At 36.1% G+C, this 26215-nt stretch carries 18 protein-coding genes; 14 read left to right on the top strand and 4 right to left on the bottom strand.

What is annotated here, in order from left to right; all coding sequences use genetic code 11:
- Positions 1-139: 139 nt before the first annotated feature.
- From ACEN2N_RS01295 to ACEN2N_RS01280, 4 genes are all read left to right on the top strand, one after another.
- Positions 140-3157, top strand: coding sequence for a tetratricopeptide repeat protein (locus ACEN2N_RS01295; RefSeq protein WP_441822641.1), 3018 nt, complete (start codon positions 140-142; stop codon positions 3155-3157).
- A gap of 31 nt (positions 3158-3188) precedes the next feature.
- Positions 3189-4940, top strand: a complete 1752-nt coding sequence (locus ACEN2N_RS01290; protein WP_441822640.1) for a TonB-dependent receptor — start codon at positions 3189-3191, stop codon at positions 4938-4940.
- Between the two features lie 147 nt (positions 4941-5087).
- The gene (locus ACEN2N_RS01285) at positions 5088-7100 is read left to right on the top strand and encodes a hypothetical protein (protein ID WP_441822639.1); all 2013 of its coding nucleotides are present in this window, start codon (positions 5088-5090) and stop codon (positions 7098-7100) included.
- A 130-nt stretch (positions 7101-7230) separates the two neighbouring features.
- On the top strand, positions 7231-8337 hold the full coding sequence (locus tag ACEN2N_RS01280) for an OmpA family protein (RefSeq protein WP_441822638.1): 1107 nt from the start codon (positions 7231-7233) through the stop codon (positions 8335-8337).
- On the opposite strand, the gene ACEN2N_RS01275 is transcribed toward ACEN2N_RS01280, so the two are convergent.
- Positions 8334-9116: an NIPSNAP family protein gene (locus tag ACEN2N_RS01275; protein ID WP_441822637.1), complete on the bottom strand. Its 783-nt coding sequence runs from the start codon at positions 9114-9116 to the stop codon at positions 8334-8336. The two genes, ACEN2N_RS01280 and ACEN2N_RS01275, sit on opposite strands and share 4 nt — an antisense overlap.
- Positions 9117-9426: 310 nt before the next feature.
- Here ACEN2N_RS01275 and ACEN2N_RS01270 point away from each other — a divergent pair, with 310 nt between their 5' ends.
- From ACEN2N_RS01270 to ACEN2N_RS01255, 4 genes are all read left to right on the top strand, one after another.
- Positions 9427-10188, top strand: a complete 762-nt coding sequence (locus ACEN2N_RS01270) for an NYN domain-containing protein (protein ID WP_441822636.1) — start codon at positions 9427-9429, stop codon at positions 10186-10188.
- Between the two features lie 77 nt (positions 10189-10265).
- Positions 10266-12080 (top strand): DUF885 domain-containing protein, encoded by a 1815-nt coding sequence (locus tag ACEN2N_RS01265; protein WP_441822635.1) that lies wholly within the window; start codon positions 10266-10268, stop codon positions 12078-12080.
- A gap of 81 nt (positions 12081-12161) precedes the next feature.
- Entirely contained in the window at positions 12162-12590 is a 429-nt protein-coding gene (locus ACEN2N_RS01260; RefSeq protein ID WP_441822634.1) for a hypothetical protein, read from the top strand.
- A 100-nt stretch (positions 12591-12690) separates the two neighbouring features.
- Positions 12691-14316: an amidohydrolase gene (locus ACEN2N_RS01255; RefSeq protein ID WP_441822633.1), complete on the top strand. Its 1626-nt coding sequence runs from the start codon at positions 12691-12693 to the stop codon at positions 14314-14316.
- Between the two features lie 66 nt (positions 14317-14382).
- Here ACEN2N_RS01255 and ACEN2N_RS01250 read toward each other — a convergent pair whose 3' ends face one another.
- Positions 14383-14922: a DUF2911 domain-containing protein gene (locus ACEN2N_RS01250; protein ID WP_441822632.1), complete on the bottom strand. Its 540-nt coding sequence runs from the start codon at positions 14920-14922 to the stop codon at positions 14383-14385.
- A gap of 245 nt (positions 14923-15167) precedes the next feature.
- Between ACEN2N_RS01250 and asnB the strand changes: the two genes are divergently transcribed.
- The gene (gene asnB / locus ACEN2N_RS01245) at positions 15168-16841 is read left to right on the top strand and encodes an asparagine synthase B (protein ID WP_441822631.1); all 1674 of its coding nucleotides are present in this window, start codon (positions 15168-15170) and stop codon (positions 16839-16841) included.
- 79 nt (positions 16842-16920) lie between these two features.
- Here asnB and ACEN2N_RS01240 read toward each other — a convergent pair whose 3' ends face one another.
- Positions 16921-17106 carry a CsbD family protein gene (locus ACEN2N_RS01240; RefSeq protein ID WP_299796683.1) on the bottom strand — a complete coding sequence of 62 codons (186 nt, stop codon included), beginning with the start codon at positions 17104-17106 and terminating at the stop codon, positions 16921-16923.
- A gap of 417 nt (positions 17107-17523) precedes the next feature.
- Between ACEN2N_RS01240 and gyrB the strand changes: the two genes are divergently transcribed.
- Positions 17524-19464, top strand: coding sequence for a DNA topoisomerase (ATP-hydrolyzing) subunit B (gene gyrB / locus ACEN2N_RS01235; protein ID WP_441822630.1), 1941 nt, complete (start codon positions 17524-17526; stop codon positions 19462-19464).
- 71 nt (positions 19465-19535) lie between these two features.
- The gene (locus ACEN2N_RS01230) at positions 19536-20552 is read left to right on the top strand and encodes a DUF6588 family protein (RefSeq protein WP_441822629.1); all 1017 of its coding nucleotides are present in this window, start codon (positions 19536-19538) and stop codon (positions 20550-20552) included.
- 189 nt (positions 20553-20741) lie between these two features.
- Here ACEN2N_RS01230 and ACEN2N_RS01225 read toward each other — a convergent pair whose 3' ends face one another.
- Positions 20742-21119 (bottom strand): hypothetical protein, encoded by a 378-nt coding sequence (locus ACEN2N_RS01225; RefSeq protein ID WP_423998243.1) that lies wholly within the window; start codon positions 21117-21119, stop codon positions 20742-20744.
- 290 nt (positions 21120-21409) lie between these two features.
- Here ACEN2N_RS01225 and ACEN2N_RS01220 point away from each other — a divergent pair, with 290 nt between their 5' ends.
- The 3 genes from ACEN2N_RS01220 to secDF all read left to right on the top strand — a co-directional run bounded on the left by ACEN2N_RS01220 (position 21410) and on the right by secDF (position 26179).
- Positions 21410-22336 carry a malate dehydrogenase gene (locus ACEN2N_RS01220; RefSeq protein ID WP_441822628.1) on the top strand — a complete coding sequence of 309 codons (927 nt, stop codon included), beginning with the start codon at positions 21410-21412 and terminating at the stop codon, positions 22334-22336.
- Positions 22337-22473: 137 nt separating this feature from the next.
- Positions 22474-23091, top strand: coding sequence for a hypothetical protein (locus ACEN2N_RS01215; protein ID WP_441822627.1), 618 nt, complete (start codon positions 22474-22476; stop codon positions 23089-23091).
- A gap of 109 nt (positions 23092-23200) precedes the next feature.
- Entirely contained in the window at positions 23201-26179 is a 2979-nt protein-coding gene (secDF, locus tag ACEN2N_RS01210) for a protein translocase subunit SecDF (protein WP_441822626.1), read from the top strand.
- Positions 26180-26215: the final 36 nt, after the last annotated feature.

Below are 26215 nucleotides of genomic sequence, written 5' to 3'. Positions count from 1 at the left end.
TAAAAGTAATAAGTTCCATTTGATATTAAAGAACCCTTTTTCAAAATCTTTTCTTTTGTATGAGTATTATACATACTTAGGTACAATTTTTGCCGTTATCACATGTGATAACGGTAATTCTAAATAGTTACAGAACACTATGCTTAAACAAATCACCGCTTTTATTCCATTGGTATTCGGTTTGGTCGCTTTGACCAGTGCCCAAGAGTCTAAGATCTATACCCACGAACAGAAAGCATTTCAAGACGCGCTCGCGCTTTACAACAACGAACAATACCAAGCGGCACAGACCATTTTTGAGAAGGTCAAAGTATCTACAAAAGATGAGGAGACCGCTGCCAATAGTGCTTACTACGCTGCAAATGCGGCAGTACGCCTAAACCAAATGGGTGCAGACCGTTTGATGGAAGATTTTGTGGAAAAACACCCAACTTCTACCAAACGAAATTCAGCATTTGCCGATGTGGCAGAATATTACTTTCAAACAGGTAAATATCCGTATGCATTAAAATGGTACGATATGGTAGATCAGAATTCGCTTTCTCGTGGCGAGATGGATAAGTTTAACTTCAATTATGGCTACTCTTTATTCTCATCACGTAAAACAAAAGAAGCAGAAAAGTACCTTGAAAAAGTAACGAATTCGCAGGTTTACGGATCTCAGGCAAAATACTACTTGGGGTATATTTCATATCAAGAAGATGATTATGAAACGGCAAACCAACGTTTTGATCAGATTACAGATCAAGATCTGTTAGAAGAGAAATTGAGCTACTATCAAGCAGACATGAATTTTAAGTTAGGCAAATTCGATGAGGCGATTGCCTTGGCGAAAAAACAACTGCCTAAAGCGGATCGTAAAGAGGTTTCTGAATTGAACAAAATTATAGGGGAGAGTTATTTTAACTTGAAGCAATATCAAAATGCGATTCCTTATTTAACAGAATACAACGGTAAAGGTGGCAAATGGAGTAATACAGATTATTATTACTTAGGATATGCCTATTATAAAGGTGGCGATTATGCCAATGCCATTGCCCAATTCAATAAAATTATTGGGGGTACCAACAGCGTTTCACAAAATGCATATTATCATTTGGCAGAATGTTATTTGAAGCTTGATAAAAAGCAGGAAGCTTTAAACGCTTTCCGTAATGCTTCTCAAATGGACTATAGCGCCGAAATACAGAAAGATGCATTTTTGAATTATGCGCGTTTAAGTTATGAAGTCGGTAATGCCTATGAACCTGTTCCGCAGGTAATTACGAATTACTTAAAGACCTACCCGAAAGATGAGCATCAAGATGAGATGCAGACCTTGCTGGTAGATTCATACATAACGTCAAAGAACTTCGCCGGTGCCATGAAGTTGCTTGAAGAGAATAAAAATTACGCAAGTAAATCGGTGTATCAAAAAGTAGCCTATTATAGAGGTATTGAGCTTTTTATGGAGGGTGATTATAATGCCGCTTCAGAGAATTTTGGCAAATCGTTGGGCAGTGCAGAAGATATGCTGTTTAAAGCAAGAGCCAATTATTGGAAAGCGGAATCTGATTACCTATCTAATCGTTTTGTCGAGGCAGTAAATGGGTATACCGCATTTAAGAGTAATACCTCGGCAAAAAATACAGAAATGTATGCAGATATTGATTATAACTTGGCATACGGATATTTTAAACAGAAAGATTATAACAATGCCATTACCTTTTTCAACGCATTTACTGCCAATGGCAATGCAGAAGTTGAGAAATTACATGATGGTTTAATAAGGTTAGGCGATAGCTATTACGCAACCAGTAAATACTGGCCTGCTATAGAGACGTATAATAAAGCATTGTCATTAACAGGACCAGAGAAAGATTATGCTTTCTACCAAAAAGCAATGAGCTATGGTTATGTGGATAGAGGTGCGAGCAAAATAGAAAATTTAGAGGAATTTGTAAACCAATACCCAAGATCAAGTTTTAAAGATGATGCTTTATTCGAATTAGGCAATACCTATGTTTCGCAAGGGCAAGAGAATAAAGGTCTGGAAGCTTATGATCGTTTGATCAGTGAATACAGAGGTAGTTCATTGGTGCCACAGGCATTAATGAGACAGGGATTGGTAAATTATAATGCCGCTAGAAACGAAGCTGCTTTGGCTAAGTTTAAAACGGTTGTTCGCGATTTTCCAAAAACGCAAGAAGCGATACAAGCGGTTGCTACGGCAAAATTGGTCTATGTAGATATGGGTAAGGTAAACGAATATGCAGAATGGGTTCGAACGCTCGATTTTGTTGAGGTTACCGATGCCGAATTGGACAATGTCACTTTCGATGCTGCGCAAAAGCAGAATTTAGAAGGTGATGTTGATGCCGCTATAAAAGGATACAAAAATTACATTCAACAATTCCCGACTGGGTTACATGCGGTCGATGCTAATTTTAGTTTAGCACAATTGTACTTCGGAAAAGGGGAAAAAGAATCTGCATTGCCATATTATAAATATGTTGCCGATAGAAGCACTAGCGAATATGCAGAACAAGCATTAACGCGTGTTTGTGAGGTGTATATCTCTAAAGATGATTACGGCATCGCTTTACCATATTTGTTGAAATTAGAGAGTCAGGCGAACATTCAACAGAACAGAACTTTTGCGCGCTCTAACTTAATGAAAGGGTATTACGGAGAAAAGAATTATCCGAAGACTATAGAATACGCCGATAAGGTATTGGCAACTTCAAATATTGATAACAGAATTAAGAGCGATGCGCATATTATGATCGCTAGGTCGGCCATTGCAACTAATGATGAGGCTAAAGCAAAATCAGCATATGCACAGGTGTTACAAATAGCATCGGGCGCAACGGCTCCAGAAGCATTATACTATAACGCCTATTTTGAGCATAAAGAGGGGTCTTACGAGAACTCTAATATTGCTGTGCAAAAATTGGCTAAAGATTATGCGGCTTACAAAGAATGGGGCGGTAAAGGTTTAGTATTGATGGCTAAAAATTATTATGCTTTAAATGATGCTTACCAAGCTACATACATACTAGAAAGTGTAATTACCAATTTTAGTCAATACCCAGAAATTGTTGCAGAGGCTAGAGCAGAGCTTGCTATTATAAAATCGAAAGAGGCGAAAAGTAACTCATCGGTTGACCCTAATTAAAAAATTCACGTACACCAGAAAAAGAACACCTATGTACAACAAACATATATTTGCGCTTATATTTTTAACACTTGGCTTTCAGGTTGTTTTTGCTCAAGAAGAGGAAAAAGATTTGGGTACAGAAACCGTAACGGTTACTAAAGCATACACGCCAACTGTTTCCGATGCATTTAAAATTAAGTCGGTTCCGAATATGAACGATTCTATCGTTTTACAGAAGAAACCTATTAACTATAGTATTTTTTCGGTACCTGTGGCATCTACATTTACACCGAACAAAGGCACGGCATCTAAGGTAGAAAGGCTGCCACCACCAGTATTGTATAATTCGTATGCCTCTTTAGGCGCTGGATCTTATGGTAATGTGTTAGGTGAATTTTATACCAGTAGAACTATTAATAGAGATGAGAATTTTGATATTGGTTTTAACCATTTATCTTCTCGTGGTGGCATCAATGGTGTAGAACTAAACGATACCTTTTATGATACCAAATTAGATGCGTCTTACGCGAAACGTGATCGAGATTTAGATTGGGGAGCTGCAATTGGACTACAACATCAATTGTATAATTGGTACGGAATAGAACCAGGTAGGTTTAGCGAAACGGAATTAAGCGGAATAAACGAACGCCAAAATTACTACATGGGCGAAGTTGGTGGTCATATTAACATAGAAGACGCTTACTTTAAAAGAGCCGATTTAAAATACCGAAGATTCTTTGATGCATTAAGTTCTGGTGAGAATAGAATTATTTTCAACTCCGGATTTGAGTTTCCTGTGAATGAAGAAGCTTTGAATATTAAAGTGAAAGCTGATTATGTAGGTGGTAGTTTTACCAATGATTGGGGTAATGCCTCGGTAAATACTGCGCCAATTAATTATAGTCAATTACAAGCGGGTATTAATCCGTCTTTAAAAATGCTTCGTGATGATCTTTCATTGAACCTAGGCGTAAATTTAGTGTACAGTATGGATATAGAGAATAGCGAAAGTAATTTTTATATCTACCCAGCAGTAACGGCATCTTATAGATTATTAGATGAATCTGTAATTGCCTATGGAGGAGTAACAGGGGAGTTGAAACAAAATTCATATTACGATTATGTAGAGGCGAATCCGTTTGTGTCACCGACATTGAATATAGTGCCGACCGATAGTCAATACAATGCCTATGTAGGTTTTAAAGGTCAGTTATTACCAAATTTGAGCTATAATTTAAAAGGTTCGTACGCTGCAGAGAATAGAAAACCACTATTTATATTGAATTCGGTAAATGATTCGCGAAGCGATTCTAACGGGTATTTCTTAGGAAATTCGTTTCAAGTATTTTACGATGACATCAAGACCTTGGGTGTTTTTGGTGAGCTGAATATTGATGTAAATAGAAATTTTACATTAGGTGTAAATGCTGAAATTTATGATTATAGTACCGAAACCGGTAACCCAGCGTGGAACTTGCCAAATTTAAAAGGATCACTGTTTATGGATTACCAAATAGGTGAAAAGTGGTATGCAGGTGTTAACCTATTTTATGTTGGTGAGCGTGAAGATTTCTTGCCAACGGGTGTTCAAGCGGTTCCGGGTAATGGAATTCCTGCTACTATCATTACGTTAGACGGATTTTTCGATGCCAATGCGCATATCGGGTATCGCTACACAGATCAATGGTCTTTCTTTATAAAGGGAGCTAACCTTTCTAATAACGATTACCAACGTTGGGCAAATTTTCAAGTGCAAGGTATTCAAGTTTTGGGGGGCGCAACGTATAAGTTCGATTTCTAGAAAACAATTAATAAAATATTTGAACGCCTAAGGGTCGGTATTTACTGATTCTTGGGCGTTTTTTTATTTTTTTACATTTAAAACCAAACCCTCTTTAAATTACTTCGTAGGTATTCTTGATTCAACTAATAAAATCAATAATATCATATGAAAAAATCTATAATTTATTTAGCAATTTTAGCAAGCGCATTATTTGCAGCTTCATGTAGTGACGACGACGATGTCATGGTAGATGGTACGCCAGTAGCCGCTTGTGATGACGGAGAGATGAATGGTGACGAGACCGGCATTGACTGTGGTGGATCTATGTGCGAGCCATGCGGAGAAGGTATGACGGTTTTAGGTCGTCGAACAGATCTATTTGTAACCAATAACGAAAACGGAAGTATTTCAAGATACAGTATAACCGGCGATTCTTTAGTTACATTGATGACATCGACTACCGCTGCTGAAGGTATATATTATGATGCCACCGCTGATGTAGTTTACCAAGCTTCTAGAAGTGCGCTACAAATAGAAGCTTTCTCTAATGTAAGTACTGTGGTTAATGGTGCTGAAGTTTTAGCAGCCTTTAAAGGTTCTGCAGATTTAGAGAGTCCGAGAGAATTAGCGGTTAACGGCAGTTCTTTTGTTGTCGCCGATAATGGTGCGAACAAATTCTTCGTGTATGAAAACACAGGAAGCGGATTTACACTTACTAGCACAGTTGAGGTTCCTTTCCCGGTTTGGGGTATTACTTTTAAAGGCGATGATTTATATGCTGTAGTTGATACAACAGGAGATTTAGCGGTGTATTATGATTTTCTTTCTAAAGCTCTAAACGGCATTTTAAGACCATCAAAAAGAGTAACTATTGAAGGTATTGTAAGAACACATGGTATTACTTATGATGGTGCTGATGATGTTATGGTATTGACCGATATCGGTGATGCCGCAGATGCAAATACCGATGGTGGTTTTCATATTATTTCTGATTTCTCTTCTAAATTTGATTCGTTGTCAGACGGCGAATTATTACCGATCGGTATGCAAGTTAGAGTTGCAGGTTCTTCTACCCTAATGGGTAACCCTATTGATGTTGCTTATGATTCTGAAACCAATGCCGTGTATGTTTCTGAAATAGGAAACGGAAAAGTATTAGGATTTACTTCTATCGGTTCTGGTGGAAACTTAACTCCGTCTTTCAATAAAGATTTAGCAATGGCCTCATCTATTCAATTTAGTAGTGATGAAACTGATGGTATTATAGGCGATTCTAGCGATGCAAGAGCAACTAGACTTTATGTAACAAGCACTGCCAATGGTAATGTTAGTGTATATAATGGTACGGGAGTTTTGACGAAAACCATAGCTACAGCCTCAGACGCAACAGAGGGTATTTACTATAATGCAATGAACGATGCCTTAATACAAGCTTCTCGATCAGGTATGGCATTGGAGTATTACGGTAGTTTTACTGCTGTTACAGATTTAGCGAATATTGTTGCTGATTTTGCTGGTGGTGCCGAATTGGCTAGCCCTCGAGAGATTGCTGTTTTTGGTAACAAGGTGGTAGTTTCAAGTAATACAGAAAATAAGTTTTACGTATATGAATACAATGGTTCTAGCTTTAGTTTGTTAAATACTTTTGATGCTGGCTTTAATACATGGGGAATCACTTTTATGGGCAACACCTTATTAGCTGTTGTAGACTCTACAAGTGATTTGGCTGTGTATGATAATTTCTTAACTGCCTTTTCTGCGGATGGTGCAATTACACCAACTAAAAGAATTACAGTTGATGGTATTGTAAGAACTCATGGTATCGATTATAGCGAGGCTGATGACGTATTGGTAATGACCGATATAGGTGATGCTGCAGATGCAAATACAGATGGCGGCTTTCAAGTGACTCAAGATTTTGCCGGTAAATTGGCTGCTTTGGATAACGGCGGAACTCTTTCACTTTCTGATCAAACAAGAGTTGCAGGTTCATTGACTGAAATGGGTAACCCTATAGATGTTGCATATGACCACAAAACAAAAACAGTATTTATTGCAGAAATTGGTAATGGTAAAGTTCTAGCTTTTTCAGATGCATTGAATACGAACGGTAACGTGGCACCAGCAATTAGTAATGATCTAATGTCTGCTGCTTCACTATACTTATATAACAACTAAAAAAATTAAGTTTAGGTTAGATTGTTTGGTGACAAAAATCCTTTCTCAGTATTGAGGAGGGATTTTTGCATTTAGGTCAGTAATATAATTTTATAAGATTTCTGTACTTTAGAGATTCTGTATAAAGCACATGTCTACTAAAATACCACATTTTGGAACTTTAATAATAATGATACTCAGTATGCCTTATTTTGGAATCGGTCAAAATTTGGTACGTAACCCTAGCTTTGAAAAATTTATTGATTGCCCCGAAAAACTTGGTAATCTTGAAAATGATGTAATTGATTGGAACATGCCTACACTGGGTTCTACCGATTATTTCAACGGTTGTAGTATCGCCATGGGTACACCAGAGAATTTTAATGGGAAGCAACCTGCAGACTTCGGGGTCGGGTATGTTGGTTTCTACATGTATGCACCCAACGATTATCGAGAATATATTCAAGCAAGACTGAGTAAAACATTGCAAAAAGGAGAGCGGTACGCTGTTTCATTCTATGTGAGTTTGGCAGAACGGTCAGATTTCGCTGTAAAAGAATTTGGCATCCGGTTTGCTGAGTTTCCGGTTGCCGTAGAAACTACCAAGGTGTTATCTGGCTTGCATTTCTCTAAGATGAAAGGCCAAATATCTGAAGAACTAGAAATATCCTATTCGAAATATTATTCAGATGAAATCAAATGGGTAAAACTGACCACAGAGTTTGAAGCCACTGGTACAGAAAATTATATGATCATCGGTAATTTTAAAAACAACAAACGGACACAGAAATATCAAACAAAAAGAAAAATTACCAAAGGTTCTTACTATTATTTGGATATGGTTTCAGTATCGAATGTGAAATCAAAATATCAAAACTCAGAGGTTACAGCGCTAAAAGAATACAAATTAGATAGTGTGCACATATTTAAAGATGTCTATTTCAATTCTAACAAGTCTAAAATAAGAGGCGACCACCAGCAAGAAATGGAGTCGCTACTTTCTTATTTAAAAACGAATTCAGATACTGATATTCATATTTTCGGGCATACGGATAGTATTGGGTCAGATTCTTTTAATAGTCGCTTGTCTGTACGGCGAGCTTCAGAAGTGGTTGCCTATTTAGTTGAAAACGGAATAAAAAAAACTAGAATCACCACTAAAGGCTTTGGTAGTTCAAAACCGATTTCAACAAACGAAACAGAAGCCGGTAGATTTCTCAACCGGCGTGTAGAATTTATTTTAAGTAAAGCCGATTAGTAATCAGAATATTCGGTAGGGTACAGCAAATCGATATCTGCATGGCTAACCGTATTAAGGTATTTATCCATCACAGAAATTTCTTTCCATTTATCAGAATCAACGAAATCTTTCCAAAGTGCATCACGTTTTTCCATAGTCGTAAAAGTGGTCATGTACATTAAATTGGGCATTTTATCACCAGAGATAACATCGGCATAGAATACGGCATTGAATCCTAAACTTTCAAATAGTTCTACTTCTCCACCTTCATTGAACATAGCTACCTTTCTACGGTACATAGCTTCCGTTGGTCCTTCGTAACTACGTAATTCATATACTCGATCGGCTCTTGAACCTTCAACTTCACTAGGTTTCATTTTAGGCATATCTGGGAAAGCACGCAACAGTACAGAACTGATTCTTTCAAATGGTTTTTTGTCATGCGTAGCATTTATATAATCTGCACCCGAAGTAAGGTGTGCTTTGTCAACCGCTAACAGGGCTTCTAATTTTTCAAACTCCGCCAAAGATTTAAATGGGATCAATACATATATTTTATCGCTGACTTTAAATTTGTTTGGTCTCATCTTAAACACGCCAATATTTTTAATACCCATTCTTTTTAAAGCAGGCATGTAGGCATCCTTCAAATAGTCATCGACCATTTTTTCTTGGGTGTCATTTTTTACGGTGTAGGTTTTTAGTTCGTAGTATTCTTTTTCTTGCGCATAACTAGAAAAAGAAGTAATAACTGCTAATAATAGTAGTAGCAACGGTAGAGGGAAACTATTTTTCATGTGTTCTGGTTTTTTTTTCAATCAACAAGTTAATGATAAAATGAGTGGATGCTATACTTTACTTTTTTACTCGAAAAATTTCTGGAGAAAACACAGTCTAAAAAAACATGAATTTATATTTTTTACCGACTATTTATATTGAAAATTTAATTTTTTTATTGCATTCGAACATCGTTTATTTAGTCCATGTTTTTGTTCATTAGTTTTATAAAAGCTGATAATCGACAGTAAAAAAATCATTTTTAACTTTATTGGTAACATATTACTATTCAAGTAGAAATCAAATTACCTTTACATAAAACACTACAAAATGGATTTAAATTTAGCAGTATTGATAGATGGCGATAATATACCGTCAGCCTATGTAAAAGAAATGATGGAGGAAATTGCTAAATACGGTAATCCAACCATTAAACGTATTTATGGCGATTGGACCAACCCAAGATTAGGGAAATGGAAAAATGTTTTGCTTGAAAATGCGATCACACCTATTCAGCAATATGGGTATACCCAAGGTAAAAATGCTACCGATTCTGCCATGATTATCGATGCTATGGATATTCTGTATACCGGTAAGGTAAACGGATTCTGTATTGTTAGTAGTGATAGTGATTTTACGCGTTTAGCTACTCGATTAAGAGAGGCAGGCATGCAGGTATTTGGTATTGGTGAGCGTAAAACTCCGAATCCCTTTATAGTAGCTTGTGATAAATTTATTTATATAGAAATTCTAAAAAGTAGAACAGAAGAAGAATCTTCTGATGCTGCAGATAAAACTCCCGAAGAAAAAAATACTGTTGATAAGATTACACCTAAAGCATTGCGTTTTATTGCTACTACTATAGATGATGTTGCCGATGATGATGGTTGGGCATTTTTAGGTGATGTGGGTAGTTTATTACAGAAGAAACAACCAAACTTCGATTCGCGTAACTATGGTTTCCAAAAATTGACGCCGCTTATCAATTCCATTCCGCATTTTGAGATTGAAAGAAGAGAAGATTCTAAGGGTCGTAAAAAGTTGATTTACGTTAAAATTAAAGAGAAGGGGAGTTCCAAATCCAAAAAATAAGCGGTTTTTAGAATTCCGTAGATAAACCTCTTGTAATAGTATTAGAATTTGTATTTTTCAATATAAATTCTAATACTATGATTCGTACACTTTGGCTTCTATTATTCGTTGCCGTTTTTTCTTCTTGTAAAGAATCTCCTAAACAAGAACAGATTGCCATAACGAAACCTATTGCTGAGGTTTTTACCGAGTTTTACGAGTTTAAGAAAAGCATCAACCCCATAGAGGCTACTAAAGCCGGATTTTCGACCTATAATGATACGATAGCCAATTACATTTCTGATGATTACATTTTACATTTAAAAGATCGATACACCTATTTTTTAGAGGAGTTAGGGCAGTATAATGTTGATAATTTGAGTGCTGCAGATTATATGAGCATGCGCGTTATGCAGTGGGATTGTACGGTGAAGTTAGAAGGTGTTATGAACCCGATAGTAACGGTTGCTTCCCCAATCTACGATTTGCCGAACTTTGAGTTAATGCCACTTTTTCAAATACAATCGTTGCATTTATATATTGCCCAGTTGGCTGGTGGTACAAGTGTGCAGCCGTTTAAGAGTATTGAAGATTATAATAATTGGTTAAGTAGGTTAGAAGATTATTTGGTGTTTTTAGATACGTCTATTAAGAAGATGAAAATAGGTATGGATAAAGGTGCGGTACTACCAAAAGTGCTGACCTTAAAAATGCTACCTCAGGTACAATCGTTTATTGATGTTCCGATTGAAGAAAACCTGTTCTATCAGCCAATAATGAATTTCCCTGACGGACTGTCTGATGTTGATATGGATATTTTAAAAAGTAATTATGAAGATTTCATTCAAGAAAAACTGACCCCTAAATATGTAGAATTAAATCAGTTTTTAACCGAAGTGTATTTACCTGCTTGCAGAGATACAGACGGACTATTAGACCTGCCCAACGGAAAAGAAACCTATCAATATTTAATAAGATTGCATACGACCACAAACATGACTGCTGATGAAATTCATTCATTAGGGTTGTCTGAGGTAGCTCGTATTTCTAAAGAAATGGAAACCGTCAAAAATGAAATTGGGTTTAAGGGAGACTTAAAATCATTCTTTAATTCGCTTCGTAATAAAAAAGAACTGATGCCTTTTTCAAAACCAGAAGAAGTTATTGAAAGTTTTAATACTATTAACGACCGTATTGCTTTGCGTATAGATTCTTTGTTCGCGGTAACACCAAAAGCTGGTTTTAATGTGCGAAGAACAGAAGCATTTAGAGAGGCATCGGCAAGTGCAGAATATGTGCCAGGTTCAAAAGACGGATCAAGAGCGGGTATTTTCTATGTTCCGATTCCCGATGTAAAAAGTTATAACATGGTGCATGATGAAGCGTTGTTTTTGCACGAAGCTATACCTGGTCATCACTTTCAATTAAGTCTACAGCAAGAGAATAATGAGCTTCCGGAGTTTTTACACCCTGAGAGTATGGGTGTTTTTGTAGAAGGATGGGCGTTATATGCAGAATCTTTAGGAAAGGAATTGGGCATTTATACAGACCCATATCAGTATTTTGGTATGCTGAGTATGGAGATGCATAGAGCAATTCGATTGGTAGTCGATACAGGTATTCATGCAAAAGGATGGAGCAGAGAAAAAGCAATTCAATACTCTTTAGATAATGAAGCAGAATCTGAGGAGAGTATAATCGCTGAAATAGAAAGATATATGGCTACCCCAGGGCAAGCTTTATCTTATAAAATAGGTCAATTGAAGATTCGAGAGCTAAGAACGAAGGCTGAAAAAGCCTTGGGAGACAAATTTGATATTAGAAAATTTCATAGTCAAGTTTTAGACTCAGGTAGTTTACCTTTGGTATTGTTGGAAGAGAAAATAAATAATTGGATTGCTAAACAAAAATAGTAATGTAGTAAAAACCTGACAATTATTTAAAATATTAAAATAATATCGGCGTTAAAGATAGATAGTTAAACACCACCATTAATGAAATTCACGCATTTAATACTTCAAGGAGCGCTATTGATTTTAGCTTTTTGTTCCTTTTCTTCCGTAAAATTAGATGTTACAGAAACAACTAGTCAACAACTTATAGAACAAACAGTAGTTAACGACGCTGTTTTAGGAGTATGGAATTATCGTATGTCTAATGTAGATGCGCCTTATGAAAAAGGTGTATTTTTTATTACCAAGAATAAAGATTTTTATGAAGTAGCCGTTAAATTAAGTACCGGTATACTTACTGGTCAAGATGTGGTAGCAAGTGATAAGGGTATTAATTTTAATGTGAATTTTGAAGGTTTAAAGCGCGTTTCTTTTGTGCTAATGGTCGAAGAAGATAAAATTATGGGAGAAACTTATTCTGCCATTGGTACCAGTGACATTTTGGGTGTTCGCCAAAAACCTGTTGAATAAAGATTTAAATCTTTCCGAAAAAATACTTAGTTTTCAGTAATTATTCAAAGAGGCGCTTATAGCCTTGGTTGATGATTTTACTAACTAACTATATTTTGTTTTGAAAAAACTACTTCCAATTCTACTCGTATTATTGTCTGGTTGCGAACTCATGAAGGAGAAAGTCGACCTGGTAATCGTAAATGCTAAAGTCTATACCGTAGATGATGCTTTTTCTGAAGCTCAGGCTTTTGCTGTGCAAGACGGTAAATTTATTGCCGTAGGTACAACAGAAGAAATTCGTGATGTTTATACATCAGACCAAATAATCGATGCCGATGGTAGAGCAATTACACCAGGTTTAATAGATGCCCATTGCCATTTTTACGGATTAGGACTTACCCAGCAGTTGGTAGATTTAGTCGGTACTAAAAGTTTTGATGAAGTATTGGAACGCGTTCAAGCTTTTCATGCAGCTAACCCAAAGTCTTTTCTTAGAGGTAGAGGTTGGGATCAGAATGATTGGGAATTAAAAGAATTTCCGACAAAAGCACAATTAGATACTATTTTTCCTGATATACCAGTTGCATTAGAACGTGTAGATGGTCATGCTTATTTGGTCAATCAAAAAGCATTAGATATGGCTGGTATCGATTGGAGTACCAAAATTGAAGGTGGCGAAATTGTAAAAAAATGGGAAAATGGCTATTCTGGTATTACAGGTATTTTAGTAGATAACCCAATGTCACTTATAGATAGTATTATGCCAGCGCCGTCTCTAGAAGATAAAATTAGGGCGTTAAAAGATGCAGAAAGAATTAGCCTGAACCACGGACTAACAACTGTAAATGATGCGGGATTAGATAGAAGTACCATTGAGCTTATCGATAGCTTACAGCAGGCAGGTGAATTATCTATTAGAATTTACGCCATGGTGAGCAACAATAAAGAAGATGTAGATTACTTTATAAATAAGGGCCCTATAAAAACAGATCGATTGAATGTGCGATCGGTAAAAGTATATGGCGACGGAGCATTAGGTTCTAGAGGAGCAGCTTTAAAAGAAGAATATAGTGACCTGCCAGGGCATTTCGGGGCGATGATTACTCCCGTTGCAGATATCGAAGCTTTGGCTAAAAAACTGGCGAATTCAGAATATCAAATGAATACACATGCTATTGGCGACTCCGCTAATATTGCCGTATTAAGAGCTTATAAAAATGTGCTACAAGGTAAATCTGATAGACGTTGGAAAATTGAACATGCCCAAGTATTGACCGAGGGTGATTTCGATTATTTTGAAGATGGTATTATTCCTTCAGTACAACCTACACACGCAACAAGCGATATGTATTGGGCAGAAGATCGTTTAGGGGATAGAGTAAAAGGGGCTTATGCCTACAAAACATTATTGAAGAAAGCAGGGACAATAGCACTAGGTACCGATTTTCCGGTGGAAGATGTGAGTCCGTTCTTGACATTCTATGCAGCAGTAGCTAGACAAGATACAAGCGGATATCCAAAAGGAGGTTTTCAAATGGAAGAGGCTTTGTCTAGAGAAGAAACCTTAAAAGGAATGACCATTTGGGCAGCGTATTCCAATTTTGAAGAAAACGAAAAAGGAAGTATAGAAGCAGGTAAGGTCGCAGATTTTGTCATTTATGATAAAGATATGATGACAGTACCAGTAGAAGAAATACCGACGATCCGTGCAGAGCAGACTTTTGTAAACGGCGTAGTTCGATAAAAAAAAGAAGGTAAAAAAAAAGCCTCGGTCATTGACCGAGGCTTTTTTAATGTGTTGTGTTTCGAATTACATAGTAATTGGAACTGCAACTCTTGTTTTGTCCCAACCCATTACTAGTTGAGCACCACCGTTAAGATCTTTGAAGGCGATTGAAAATTCTTCAAGAGACGCAGCATCAGTTCCATTAGGTACCGTCACGCGAGCAACATCAGAAGCTTCATCATAGAAATAAGAACCCCATTGGTTCAATTTTTTGTTTAAGATAACTGTCCACTCATCAGCACCAGGTATGGTGAATAAAGAATACGTTCCGGCTTTAACAGCTTTACCTCCGAACATAACATCTTTGTAAAATGTAATTTCAGGAGCTTCGTTAGCACCAGTTCTCCATACTTTTCCTGTTGGAGCTAATTCTTCCATAGAACGACCTTTTAATTGTGGTCTTCCGTAAATAATACGAACTGCCTTTTCAGATACTTTATAATCTGTAGGGTAAGCAGCCATATCCATAGGGCTTTTGTCGATTCCAGAAAAGTCTTGAGCCGATACCGAAGTCGTTAAAACTAAGGTGAACATTAGTGTTGCAAGTGTAAATACTTTTTTCATAATCATTGTTTTGGTTTTCTAGGTCATAAAACTAAGCAGTTCCTTACAGTACTATTAATAAAAAGTAGTTAAATTTTTGATTGTTACATTTCATCACGTTTTAAACATGAATTAGATGCTATATATGTCAAATAGAACCTAAAATATATTTTATGATTATAATTTGTAAGTATAATGTACATATGTGTTTGTTAATTGAAACAATAAAATGATATTTGTATTCGAATTGATATAATAATTAGATTATGTGTGGAATAGTATGTGCATTTGATGTTAAGGAAAGTACTGAGGTACTTAGACCTCAACTTTTAGAGATGTCGAAGAAAATAAGGCATAGAGGTCCAGATTGGAGTGGTATCTATGCAGATGATAAAGCCATATTGGCGCATGAGCGTTTGGCTATTGTAGATCCAGCTTCTGGTAAACAACCATTATTGAGTCCGAATGGTAAGCTTATATTAGCGGCCAATGGGGAAATATATAATCATAGAGAATTACGTAAGCAGTTTGAAGGTAGATACGATTTTAAGACGGAGTCTGACTGTGAAGTAATATTAGCTTTGTACCAAGAAAAAGGAGTTGATTTCTTAGATGAGATGAACGGTATTTTCGGTTTCACTATTTATGATGCTGAAAAAGATGAATATTTTATAGCACGTGATCATATGGGTATTATTCCATTATACATAGGGTGGGATAAAAACGGAACGTTCTATGTGGCATCAGAATTGAAAGCTTTAGAAGGTACGTGTACTAAAATAGAATTATTTCCTCCAGGTCATTATTTACATAGTTCTGATGGAGAATTCAAAAAATGGTATTCTAGAGATTGGATGGAGTATGATGCGGTTAAAGATAACGCTACCAGCATACAAGAAATTAAAGTAGCATTAGAAGCTGCAGTTCACAGACAGTTAATGTCTGATGTGCCTTATGGGGTATTATTATCAGGTGGTTTAGATTCTTCAGTAACTTCTGCTATTGCTAAAAAATACGCTCAAAAAAGAATTGAAAGTGGCGATACTACCGATGCTTGGTACCCACAACTACATAGTTTCTCTGTCGGGTTAGAGGGATCACCAGATTTGGCAGCGGCTAAAAAAGTTGCTGATCATATAGGTACCATACACCACGAAATCAAATTTACTATACAAGAAGGTTTAGATGCTATTAAAGATGTTATTTATAACATAGAAACCTATGATATTACCACTATCCGTTCTTCTACGCCTATGTATTTAATGGCAAGGGTTATTAAATCGATGGGTATTAAAATGGTATTGTCTGGTGAAGGGGCTGATGAACTGTTCGGAGGTTATTTGTATTTTCATAAAGCCCCAAATGCACAAGAGTTTCATGAAGAGACGGTACGTAAATTAAATAAGTTACATATGTACGATTGTTTAAGAGCGAATAAAAGTTTGGCTGCTTGGGGAATTGAAGGACGTGTACCATTTTTAGATAAAGAATTTATGGATGTTGCTATGTGCATCAATCCTAAAGATAAAATGATCAATGGCGAGCGTATGGAGAAATGGGTAGTTCGTAAGGCGTTTGAAGATATGATTCCTGAAAGTGTAGCTTGGAGACAAAAAGAACAATTTAGTGACGGTGTTGGGTACAGTTGGATCGATACCCTAAAAGAATTGGTAAACAACGAGATTACCGACGAGCAAATAAAGAATGCGGCGTTCCGCTTTCCTATCAACACACCATTAAACAAAGAAGAGTATTATTATAGAACAATATTTGAAGGGCATTTTCCTAGTGATGCTGCAGCATTGAGCGTACCGCAAGAAGCAAGTGTAGCTTGTAGTACAGCTATAGCTTTAGAATGGGATGAAGCATTTAGAAATATGAATGACCCTTCTGGTAGAGCAATTGCTAATGTACACAGTGAAGCATACGTTAAACAATAGGGTTTGAATTAGTCATTTTATCTATTGTAAAACCCCGTCTATTTTATAGACGGGGTTACTTTTTTTAATTTTAGATAAACTATAGATCGTTTATCATTTTCTTTAATTTCTCTTTCGACTCTCCGGTCTTTTCTTGAATTCTACCTAATAACTCATCAGATTTACCTTCAGCGTATGTTAGGTCGTCATCGGTAAGGTCTGCATATTGTTGTTTAAGCTTCCCTTTTGCTATATTCCATTTCCCTTTAAATTGATCTTCATTCATGATATATTGTTTTAAGATTATATAGCTAAGTTAAAGGTCATATGTAAATGAAATCTTAATAAAAGCTAGAATACATCGATAGCGCACACATTGATTTTAATGCAGTTAATTCTACCATGCAAATGTTAAGAATGTTCTAATAAACAGTCTGTTTTTGAGAGGTTCTGTGTATAGCTAGATGATTTTTTGAATTTAATTGCGGCAAGTATTATAAACAAAAAGGAGTAATTGAATTTGACCTTAAACAAAATGCGGTATCAATAGTTATGCCTGTTCTGCATATTTAGCTAAATCTGGTAATTTTCCACAATCATTGTTGATAACTTACGCTATGCAATTGCTAGAAAGTCTATATTTCATGGGGTATTGCGTATATTTGTAAGATTGCAAAATTTGAAGTAAAACAACCTTAATTTTATGAGCGAAGAAGCAAATAAGAAAAATTATTCGGCAGATAGTATTCAGGCCTTAGAGGGTATGGAGCACGTACGTATGCGTCCATCCATGTATATAGGTGATGTTGGGGTCCGTGGTTTGCACCATTTGGTATATGAAGTAGTCGATAACTCTATTGATGAGGCTATGGGTGGGCATTGCGACACCATAAGCGTAATAATAAACGAAGATAATTCCGTAACTACTAGAGATAATGGTAGGGGTATTCCTGTTGATCTTCACAAAAAAGAAGGTGTATCTGCATTACAGGTTGTAATGACCAAAATTGGTGCGGGTGGTAAGTTCGATAAAGATTCTTATAAAGTTTCTGGAGGTCTTCACGGTGTAGGTGTTTCTTGTGTTAACGCACTTTCGGATCATTTATCTGCAAAGGTATTCAAAGACGGGGTTATCTGGCAGCAAGAATATTCTAGAGGTAAGGCACTATATCCTGTTAAACGTATTGGAGAAACCACTGAAAGAGGTACTGAGGTAACTTTTCATCCTGATGATACCATATTTCAACAAACAATAGAATATAGTTACGAAACTTTGGCAAATAGAATGCGTGAGCTTTCATTTTTGAACAAAGGTGTTACTATTAGCATCACAGACAAACGTCAGAAAGATGAAAAAGGAGAATACGTTAGTGAGACTTTCTTCTCTAACGAAGGTCTTAAAGAGTTTGTTAAGTTTTTAGATAGTAACCGTGAGTCTTTGATTAAAGATGTCATAGCAATGGAAGGGGAAAAGAATGACATCCCTGTTGAAGTAGCAATGATTTATAACACGAGTTATACCGAGAATCTTCATTCTTACGTAAACAATATTAATACACACGAAGGTGGTACGCATTTATCTGGATTTAGAAGAGGTTTGACTTCTACGTTGAAGAAATATGCAGATGCTTCAGGTATGTTAGATAAACTGAAATTCGAAATTCAAGGTGATGATTTTCGTGAAGGTTTAACGGCGATCATTTCTGTAAAAGTATCAGAACCTCAGTTCGAAGGTCAGACAAAAACAAAATTAGGTAACCGCGAGGTTTCAGCAGCTGTTAGTCAGGCAGTTTCAGAAATGTTAACGAATTATCTTGAAGAGCACCCAGACGATGCTAAAATTATCGTTCAAAAAGTTATTCTTGCAGCACAGGCTAGACATGCAGCTTCTAAAGCGCGTGAAATGGTGCAGCGTAAGAATGTAATGAGCGGTGGTGGTTTACCTGGTAAACTATCAGATTGTTCAGAGCAAGATCCTGAAAAATGTGAAATATTTCTTGTCGAGGGAGATTCGGCTGGTGGTACTGCCAAAATGGGTCGTGATCGTAACTTCCAAGCTATTCTGCCTTTAAGAGGTAAAATTTTGAACGTTGAAAAAGCCATGCAACACAAGGTTTTTGAAAACGAGGAAATTAAAAATATGTATACTGCTTTGGGGGTTACCATTGGTACCGAAGAAGATAGTAAGGCATTGAACCTTTCTAAATTAAGATATCATAAGGTGGTCATCATGTGTGATGCCGATGTCGATGGTAGTCATATTGAAACTTTAATTTTAACCTTCTTCTTCCGTTACATGAGGGAGTTGGTAGAAAGCGGACATATTTATATAGCTACCCCGCCTTTATACTTAGTTAAAAAAGGACAAAAAAAACAATATGCTTGGAGTGATAAAGAGCGTGACGAAATTGCAGATAGCTACAGTGGTGGTGTAAGTATTCAACGATACAAAGGTCTTGGTGAAATGAACGCTGAGCAATTGTGGGATACAACCATGAACCCTGAGTTTAGAACACTTCGTCTAATACAAATAGATAATGCGACCGAAACAGATCGTGTTTTCTCAATGCTTATGGGCGATGAAGTACCGCCTAGAAGAGAATTTATTGAGAAAAATGCTGTTTATGCGAACATTGACACATAAAAAATACAGTTTACACAACAAAAACCTGCGCCTACAGCGCAGGTTTTTTAGTTTTAGGTAAAATTAGAAATATGAAAAATCTATTGACTACCATTTTTGTTGGTACGTGCTTGACTGCTTCTGCTCAAGCAGATTTTAATAATGTGCTTTCGGCAGGTGTTGAAGATGCAGAAACATTTACAACAGATTATATGGCTCCGCTTTCTGAAAGTGTAGTTTATAGCATGTCTACTGGCTGGTATAATACCGCAGATGCAAAACCTCTAGGCGGATTTGAAATTTCGATTATTGGTAATATTACAGGATTTAAGAACAAAGAGGATAAGAAGACTTTTATCTTGGATCCTAATGATTATCAAAATTTAGATTTTGTCGATAACCCCGGTGTGGCGAGAGCGGTTTCAACTGCTTTAGGCGATATTTCTGGTACAGAAGTGTTTGTAGAAGGCGAGGTTTTGGGAGTAACGGTACGTGAGACTTTTGAATTGCCATCTGGACTATCTGGTGAAGGTGTCGATTTTGTTCCTTCAGGATATGTGCAGGCAAGTGTAGGTTTGTTTAAGGGTACAGAGGTAAAGGCAAGATTTCTGCCAAAAATAGCTTACGAAGATGCGTCAATCGGTTTGTTCGGTGTTGGTATACAACACGATTTCACCAAATTATTACCTGCAGATAAAATTTTACCTGTGGCTATTTCTGCTGTAATAGGGTATACCAATATTAACGGTGATTACGATTTAACTGAAGCAAATTTAATAGAAGGAGAAAATCAAAGAATAGAGGCAGAAATTAGTAGTTGGGCATTTGGTGCCGTAGTATCTACAAAATTGCCAATCATTAATTTTTATGGAGGTGTTAATTATATTACCGGTAAATCGGTTACAGATGTATTAGGTACGTACAGAGTAACTGGTGGTCCTTTTGCTTCTGAGACATATGAAGATCCTTTCTCTATTACCAAAAAGGTAAGCGGAGTGACAGGAACCATAGGTACCAAACTTAAGTTAGGTTTCTTTAGATTGAATGCTGAATACAATTTAGGAGAGTTTAATACCGCTACAGTGGGTATTAACTTTGGGTTTAGATAAGAATATCTTTTAATAAGATAAAGTCCGATTGATCAGTTAAGATTCAATCGGACTTTTTTGTGCTTTAAATAAGCGTAGGTAACTGTAATAAAAATCTTTTCAATTGTTATTAGGGAACGACAATGGGTATAAAAAAGACTGCCCAGATCCCTCCGGACAGCCTTTTTCCCATGGCCCTGTTAAAATCGTTTATTCCCTTATTGCCAATGTTTCACCATCTTTCTTTAGAAGATAGAATCCATCTTCAGTAGCTTTAATGGTAATTACATTGTTGGGCTTGCCTTCAAGACCTTTATACTCTACAGTATAAATATCGTCTTGCTTGGACCAGTTGAAATCTGTTTTTAAGGTAATGGTATTGCCGTCAATTTCATGGTATCTTCCTAAGAACACGTCATTGAAAATCCATTCTTTACGTACGGTTTGTTTAGCAGAATTTTCTGTTGTAATAGTATTAGATTGAGACCATATCCCAATAATGGGGTCGGTATTCTGTTCTATTCTAGAACAGTTTGCAAGAAACACTATGGCGCATATCGCCAACAAAGAGAGGAACTTCTTAGTCATAAGTAGGTTAATTTAATTTTGGATTTGGGATCCACAATATTTAACGTGACTAATAATGGGTTATTACTTTAATTCGATGTATGGTAACTAATTCACGATATCTTCGTTAAAGCGCAATTTTTTTTAACAATGTCTGCATTTCATCGACGTTTTTAAGGCTTTTTCAAAGTAATTAAATCAATACTTCAATAGCATAATTTGTCAATAAATACCTATTTTTGGATTGAAAATTCAATACACATAAGGTGGGTGTTCCATTTTATATATAATAATTCATAAAATAAGAATAAATGAAAGTTACAGTTGTAGGTGCTGGTGCAGTAGGTGCTAGTTGTGCAGAGTACATTGCCATTAAAGATTTTGCATCAGAAGTGGTTATTTTAGATATTAAAGAAGGTTATGCTGAAGGTAAGGCTATGGATCTGATGCAGACTGCATCATTGATGGGGTTTGATACTAAAATCTCGGGTAGTACAAATGACTATGCCAAAACTGCCGATAGCCATATTGCTGTAATTACTTCTGGTATTCCAAGAAAACCAGGTATGACTAGAGAAGAATTAATTGGTATTAATGCAGGTATCGTAAAAACGGTATCAAGCAACCTTTTAAAGCATTCACCAAATGTTATCATTATAGTAGTAAGTAACCCAATGGATACGATGACGTATTTGGTACACAAAACTACTGGTATTCCTAAAAATAGAATTATTGGTATGGGCGGTGCTTTAGATAGCGCCCGTTTTAAGTACCGTTTAGCAGAAGCTATGGAAGCTCCTATTTCTGATATCGATGGTATGGTAATCGGTGGACATAGTGATACTGGTATGGTACCATTAACATCTCACGCAACTAGAAACAGTATTCGTGTTTCAGAATTCTTGTCTGAAGATAGATTACAACAAGTGGCAGATGATACTAAAGTAGGTGGTGCAACTTTAACCAAATTATTAGGTACTAGTGCTTGGTACGCACCAGGTGCAGCAGTTTCTTCTATGGTTCAGGCAATTGCTTGTGATCAAAAGAAAATGTTTCCATGCTCAACGATGTTAGATGGTGAATACGGATTAAAAGATATCTGTATAGGTGTACCGGTAATTTTAGGGAAAAATGGTATCGAAAAGATTATTGATATTCCTTTAAGTGATGCCGAAAAAGCTAAAATGAAAGAAAGTGCCGAAGGTGTTTCTAAAACAAACGGACTTTTAGAGCTGTAGTTCATACACGCATAAATATAAGAGAAGCCTTTATAGTTGAACTATAAAGGCTTTCTTATTATAATAAGGTAGGCATCAGAATCATATATTGTAAAAATTATACCACCTAGAATAATCTTTCTTTTTATATTTGCCGCATGAATGCAAAATGGTGCGTAAGTACTTTATTTATTATTCTAGCCTTATTGGGGCTATGTCAAGAGCAAAAGAAAGCTTCTAATCAACAAATTTTATTACAATTTGCAGATGTAGAATTAGCTTCAGAAACTGCTCATGATGAAATTTTGGCGGTTATTACCAAGAAACTAGAAGTCTTAGGTGTTGATGCTGTTCAAATTATTGAAAATGATGGTAGGCAATTAAGCATTCGTTATTATAGTGATGTTGATGCTGATAGTGTTAAGATGTTTCTTTCTCAAGAAAACCAGCTATCATTAGCGAATGAAGAAGAACTTCCTTCAGATTATCCAAAAGAACAATTACCAGAAAAATATAATTTAGTCGTATTAGACCTTCATCAGCAAGCTGAAAATGGTGTTACAATAAATGCAACGCTCGTTGTACCTCAACAACATGATGCTAAAACGTTTTCTCATCCGGTAGTTTTGCCGTTTAGTGAAAACATACTTTTTGAGCAAGATGCGATTGTGGTTACCGCTTATAAGATTAATAAAACTATTGCAATAGCAATAGATAATACTTCACGAACAATACCAGAAGTAAGGGCTGGCCCTTATGTATATGGGAATAGCTAATTCCATTCAAAAATATTTCTAAGCAACGTATCTACTACACGTAGACGTTATTTGCCTTAGATTTTTAAAATATTCAAAATAATAATCAACATAAATTAAATTATTACAAATGCAAAACAAGGGACTTATAAAGCTTTTTGCTTTATTATTTGGGTTAGTTAGTATTTACCAGCTATCCTATACTTTCATTACTAGTAAAGTAGAGAAAGAAGCGAATACTTTCGCTACGAGCCGTATATCTGAATCAGAAGAAGGTTATGTAGCAAAAAGAGAATTGGTGGCAGCAAGCTATCTTGATTCTATTGGGAGCAATCCAATTTTTGGCTTTACCGATTACAATGAAGCTAAAAAGAAAGAACTGAACAAAGGTCTTGACCTTGAAGGTGGTATCAACGTTACATTGCAAATCTCTATTAAGGATATCCTGAAAGGATTAGCGAATAACACCAAAAGCCCAGTTTTCAACAAGGCTTTAGCTGATGCAGATGCTGCTTCTAAGAATAGTGATGATACGTATATCGATTTGTTCTTTGAAGCTTTCGATAAGATAAAAGGGGAGACTAAATTAGCTTCACCAGATATCTTCGCTAATAAAGGTCTTAGTGATGAAATTAACTTTCAAATGTCTGATGATGAGGTTAAGCCTATTATCAATAGAAAAATAGATGAGTCTATTGTTTCTGCTTTTGAGGTATTAAGAGAACGTATCGATGGTTTTGGTGTTACACAACCTAACATACAAAGAGTAGGTAATTCAGGTCGTATTTTAGTTGAATTACCAGGTGCTAGAGATATCGCTCGTGCACAAGACTTATTATCAAGTACTGCTCAATTAGAATTTTGGGAAACGTACAAGCAGAGCAATACAAGCTTTAGTACCTTCCTTATTCAAGCAAATGAGAAATTAAAAACGATTGTTGAGGTTAAGCAACCAGAACAAATTAAAGCAGAGACTGAGTTAGATTCTTTATTATCTGATGTTTCTGCTGATTCTTTAGATTTAGCTACACAAGTAAATCCGCTATACGAATTGTTGATTCCTGCTAACCCAGGTAGCAACGCAATGTTTCGTGCAGCTATTAAAGATACGGCTACAATTGGTGCTTATTTAAGAATGCCAGAAATTAGAAGGTTATTGCCTGCTGATATTCAGTTTACCAAGTTTGTATGGGAAAGACCATCGGCCGAAGAAACTGAAGTTATCGATTTATATGCTTTAAAATCTAACCGCGATGGTACGCCTAGAATTAGTGGTGATGTAGTAAGTGATGCAAGAGCCGATTTCGATCAGTTCAGCAAGCCTGCTGTTTCTATGACCATGAATACTAAAGGTGCTAAAGAATGGGAAAAATTAACTGGTGATGCTTATACAAACCAGACTGGTATTGCGATTGTTTTAGATAATAAGGTGTATACTGCTCCTGGTGTTTCTTCAGGTCCTATATCTGGTGGTCGTTCAGAAATTACGGGTGATTTTACAGTAAATGAAACAAAAGATATTTCTAACGTGCTTAGAGCTGGTAAACTTCCTGCTTCTGCAGAAATCATTGCATCAGAAATTGTTGGTCCATCATTAGGTCAAGAAGCTATTGATAGTGGTTTTATGTCATTCTTAATTGCTTTTGTAATTGTTCTTTTATGGATGGTTAGTTATTATGGTAAAGCAGGGGTATTTGCTGATATTGCATTAATGTTGAACATCTTATTGATATTCGGAGTCTTAACTAGTTTAAATGCGGTGTTAACTTTACCTGGTATTGCTGGTATCGTTTTAACATTAGGTATGTCGGTTGATGCCAACGTACTGATTTTTGAGCGTATTAAAGAGGAGTTGGCAAAAGGTAAAGGGAAAAGCCAAGCTGTAGCTGACGGTTTTGGTAATGCATTGTCTTCTATTTTAGATGCTAACATTACTACTGGTTTAACTGCAATTATCTTATTCATATTTGGTTCAGGACCAATTAAAGGTTTCGCAACTACTTTACTTATAGGTATTATTACATCTTTATTTACTGCAATATTCATCACTCGTTTGTTAATTGACTGGTATATTGGAGGGAAAGGTAGAAGCTTAGATTTCTCTACAGCGATTACGAAAAATCTTTTCAAGGGAATCAATGTTGATTTCTTAAAGAAAAGAAAGATAGCTTATGTAATATCTGGAATTTTAATAGCAGTAGGTTTATTCTCATTGTTAGCGGGACCAGGATTGCAAAAAGGTGTAGATTTTATTGGTGGGCGTTCGTATACCGTACGTTTCGAGCATCCTGTTAATCCTTCCGAAATTACATCAGAATTGAATACTATATTTGGTAGTGGAACAAATGTGAAAACATATGGTGAGTCTAACCAAGTAAAAATTACAACTCCTTATAAAGTAGATGTAGAAGGTATCGAAGTAGATACTGAAATTCAAGATAAATTGTATACCTCACTTCAAAAGTACTTGCCAGATGGTTTTAGTAAAGAAGCTTTTGTATTAGGTGGTGTAGATGAAGAAGCAGTTGGTATTTTAGCATCTGTAAAGGTGGGACCAACAATTGCAGATGATATTCAGAAAAATGCTTTTTTGGCAATTTTAGGTTCATTGCTTGTAGTTTTCCTTTATATCTTATTAAGGTTTAGAAGATGGCAATTCTCATTGGGTGCTGTAACTGCAGTATTCCATGATGTATTGATTGTACTTGGGGTATTCTCAATATTTGGTAAACTAATGCCATTTAGCATGGAAATTGATCAAGCATTTATTGCTGCGATACTAACCGTTATTGGGTACTCGTTGAATGATACCGTGGTTGTGTTTGACCGTATTCGTGAGACTTTGACAGAACGCGGCTGGAAAGGCGGTTCTAACATCAACTATGCTATAAACAGTACACTAAGTAGAACATTGAATACTTCACTAACTACCTTGGTAGTATTATTGGCTATTTTCATATTTGGTGGAGAGTCGTTAAGAGGATTCATGTTCGCAATGATCGTAGGTGTTGTTGTGGGTACATATTCATCTGTATTTATTGCAACTCCTGTAATGTTCGATGCATTGAGCAAGAAAATTACTTCTGGTGAGGTAGTTAAAGAAGAGTAGATAATACAACTAACTCAAATAGAGAAAGCCGTTCAG

The sequence above is a fragment of the Maribacter spongiicola genome, assembly GCF_052119685.1.
Taxonomy (GTDB): Bacteria; Bacteroidota; Bacteroidia; order Flavobacteriales; family Flavobacteriaceae; genus Maribacter; species Maribacter spongiicola_A.
Note: the sequence above shows the minus strand (reverse complement) of the source record. Positions and strands in the feature narration are given on the sequence as shown.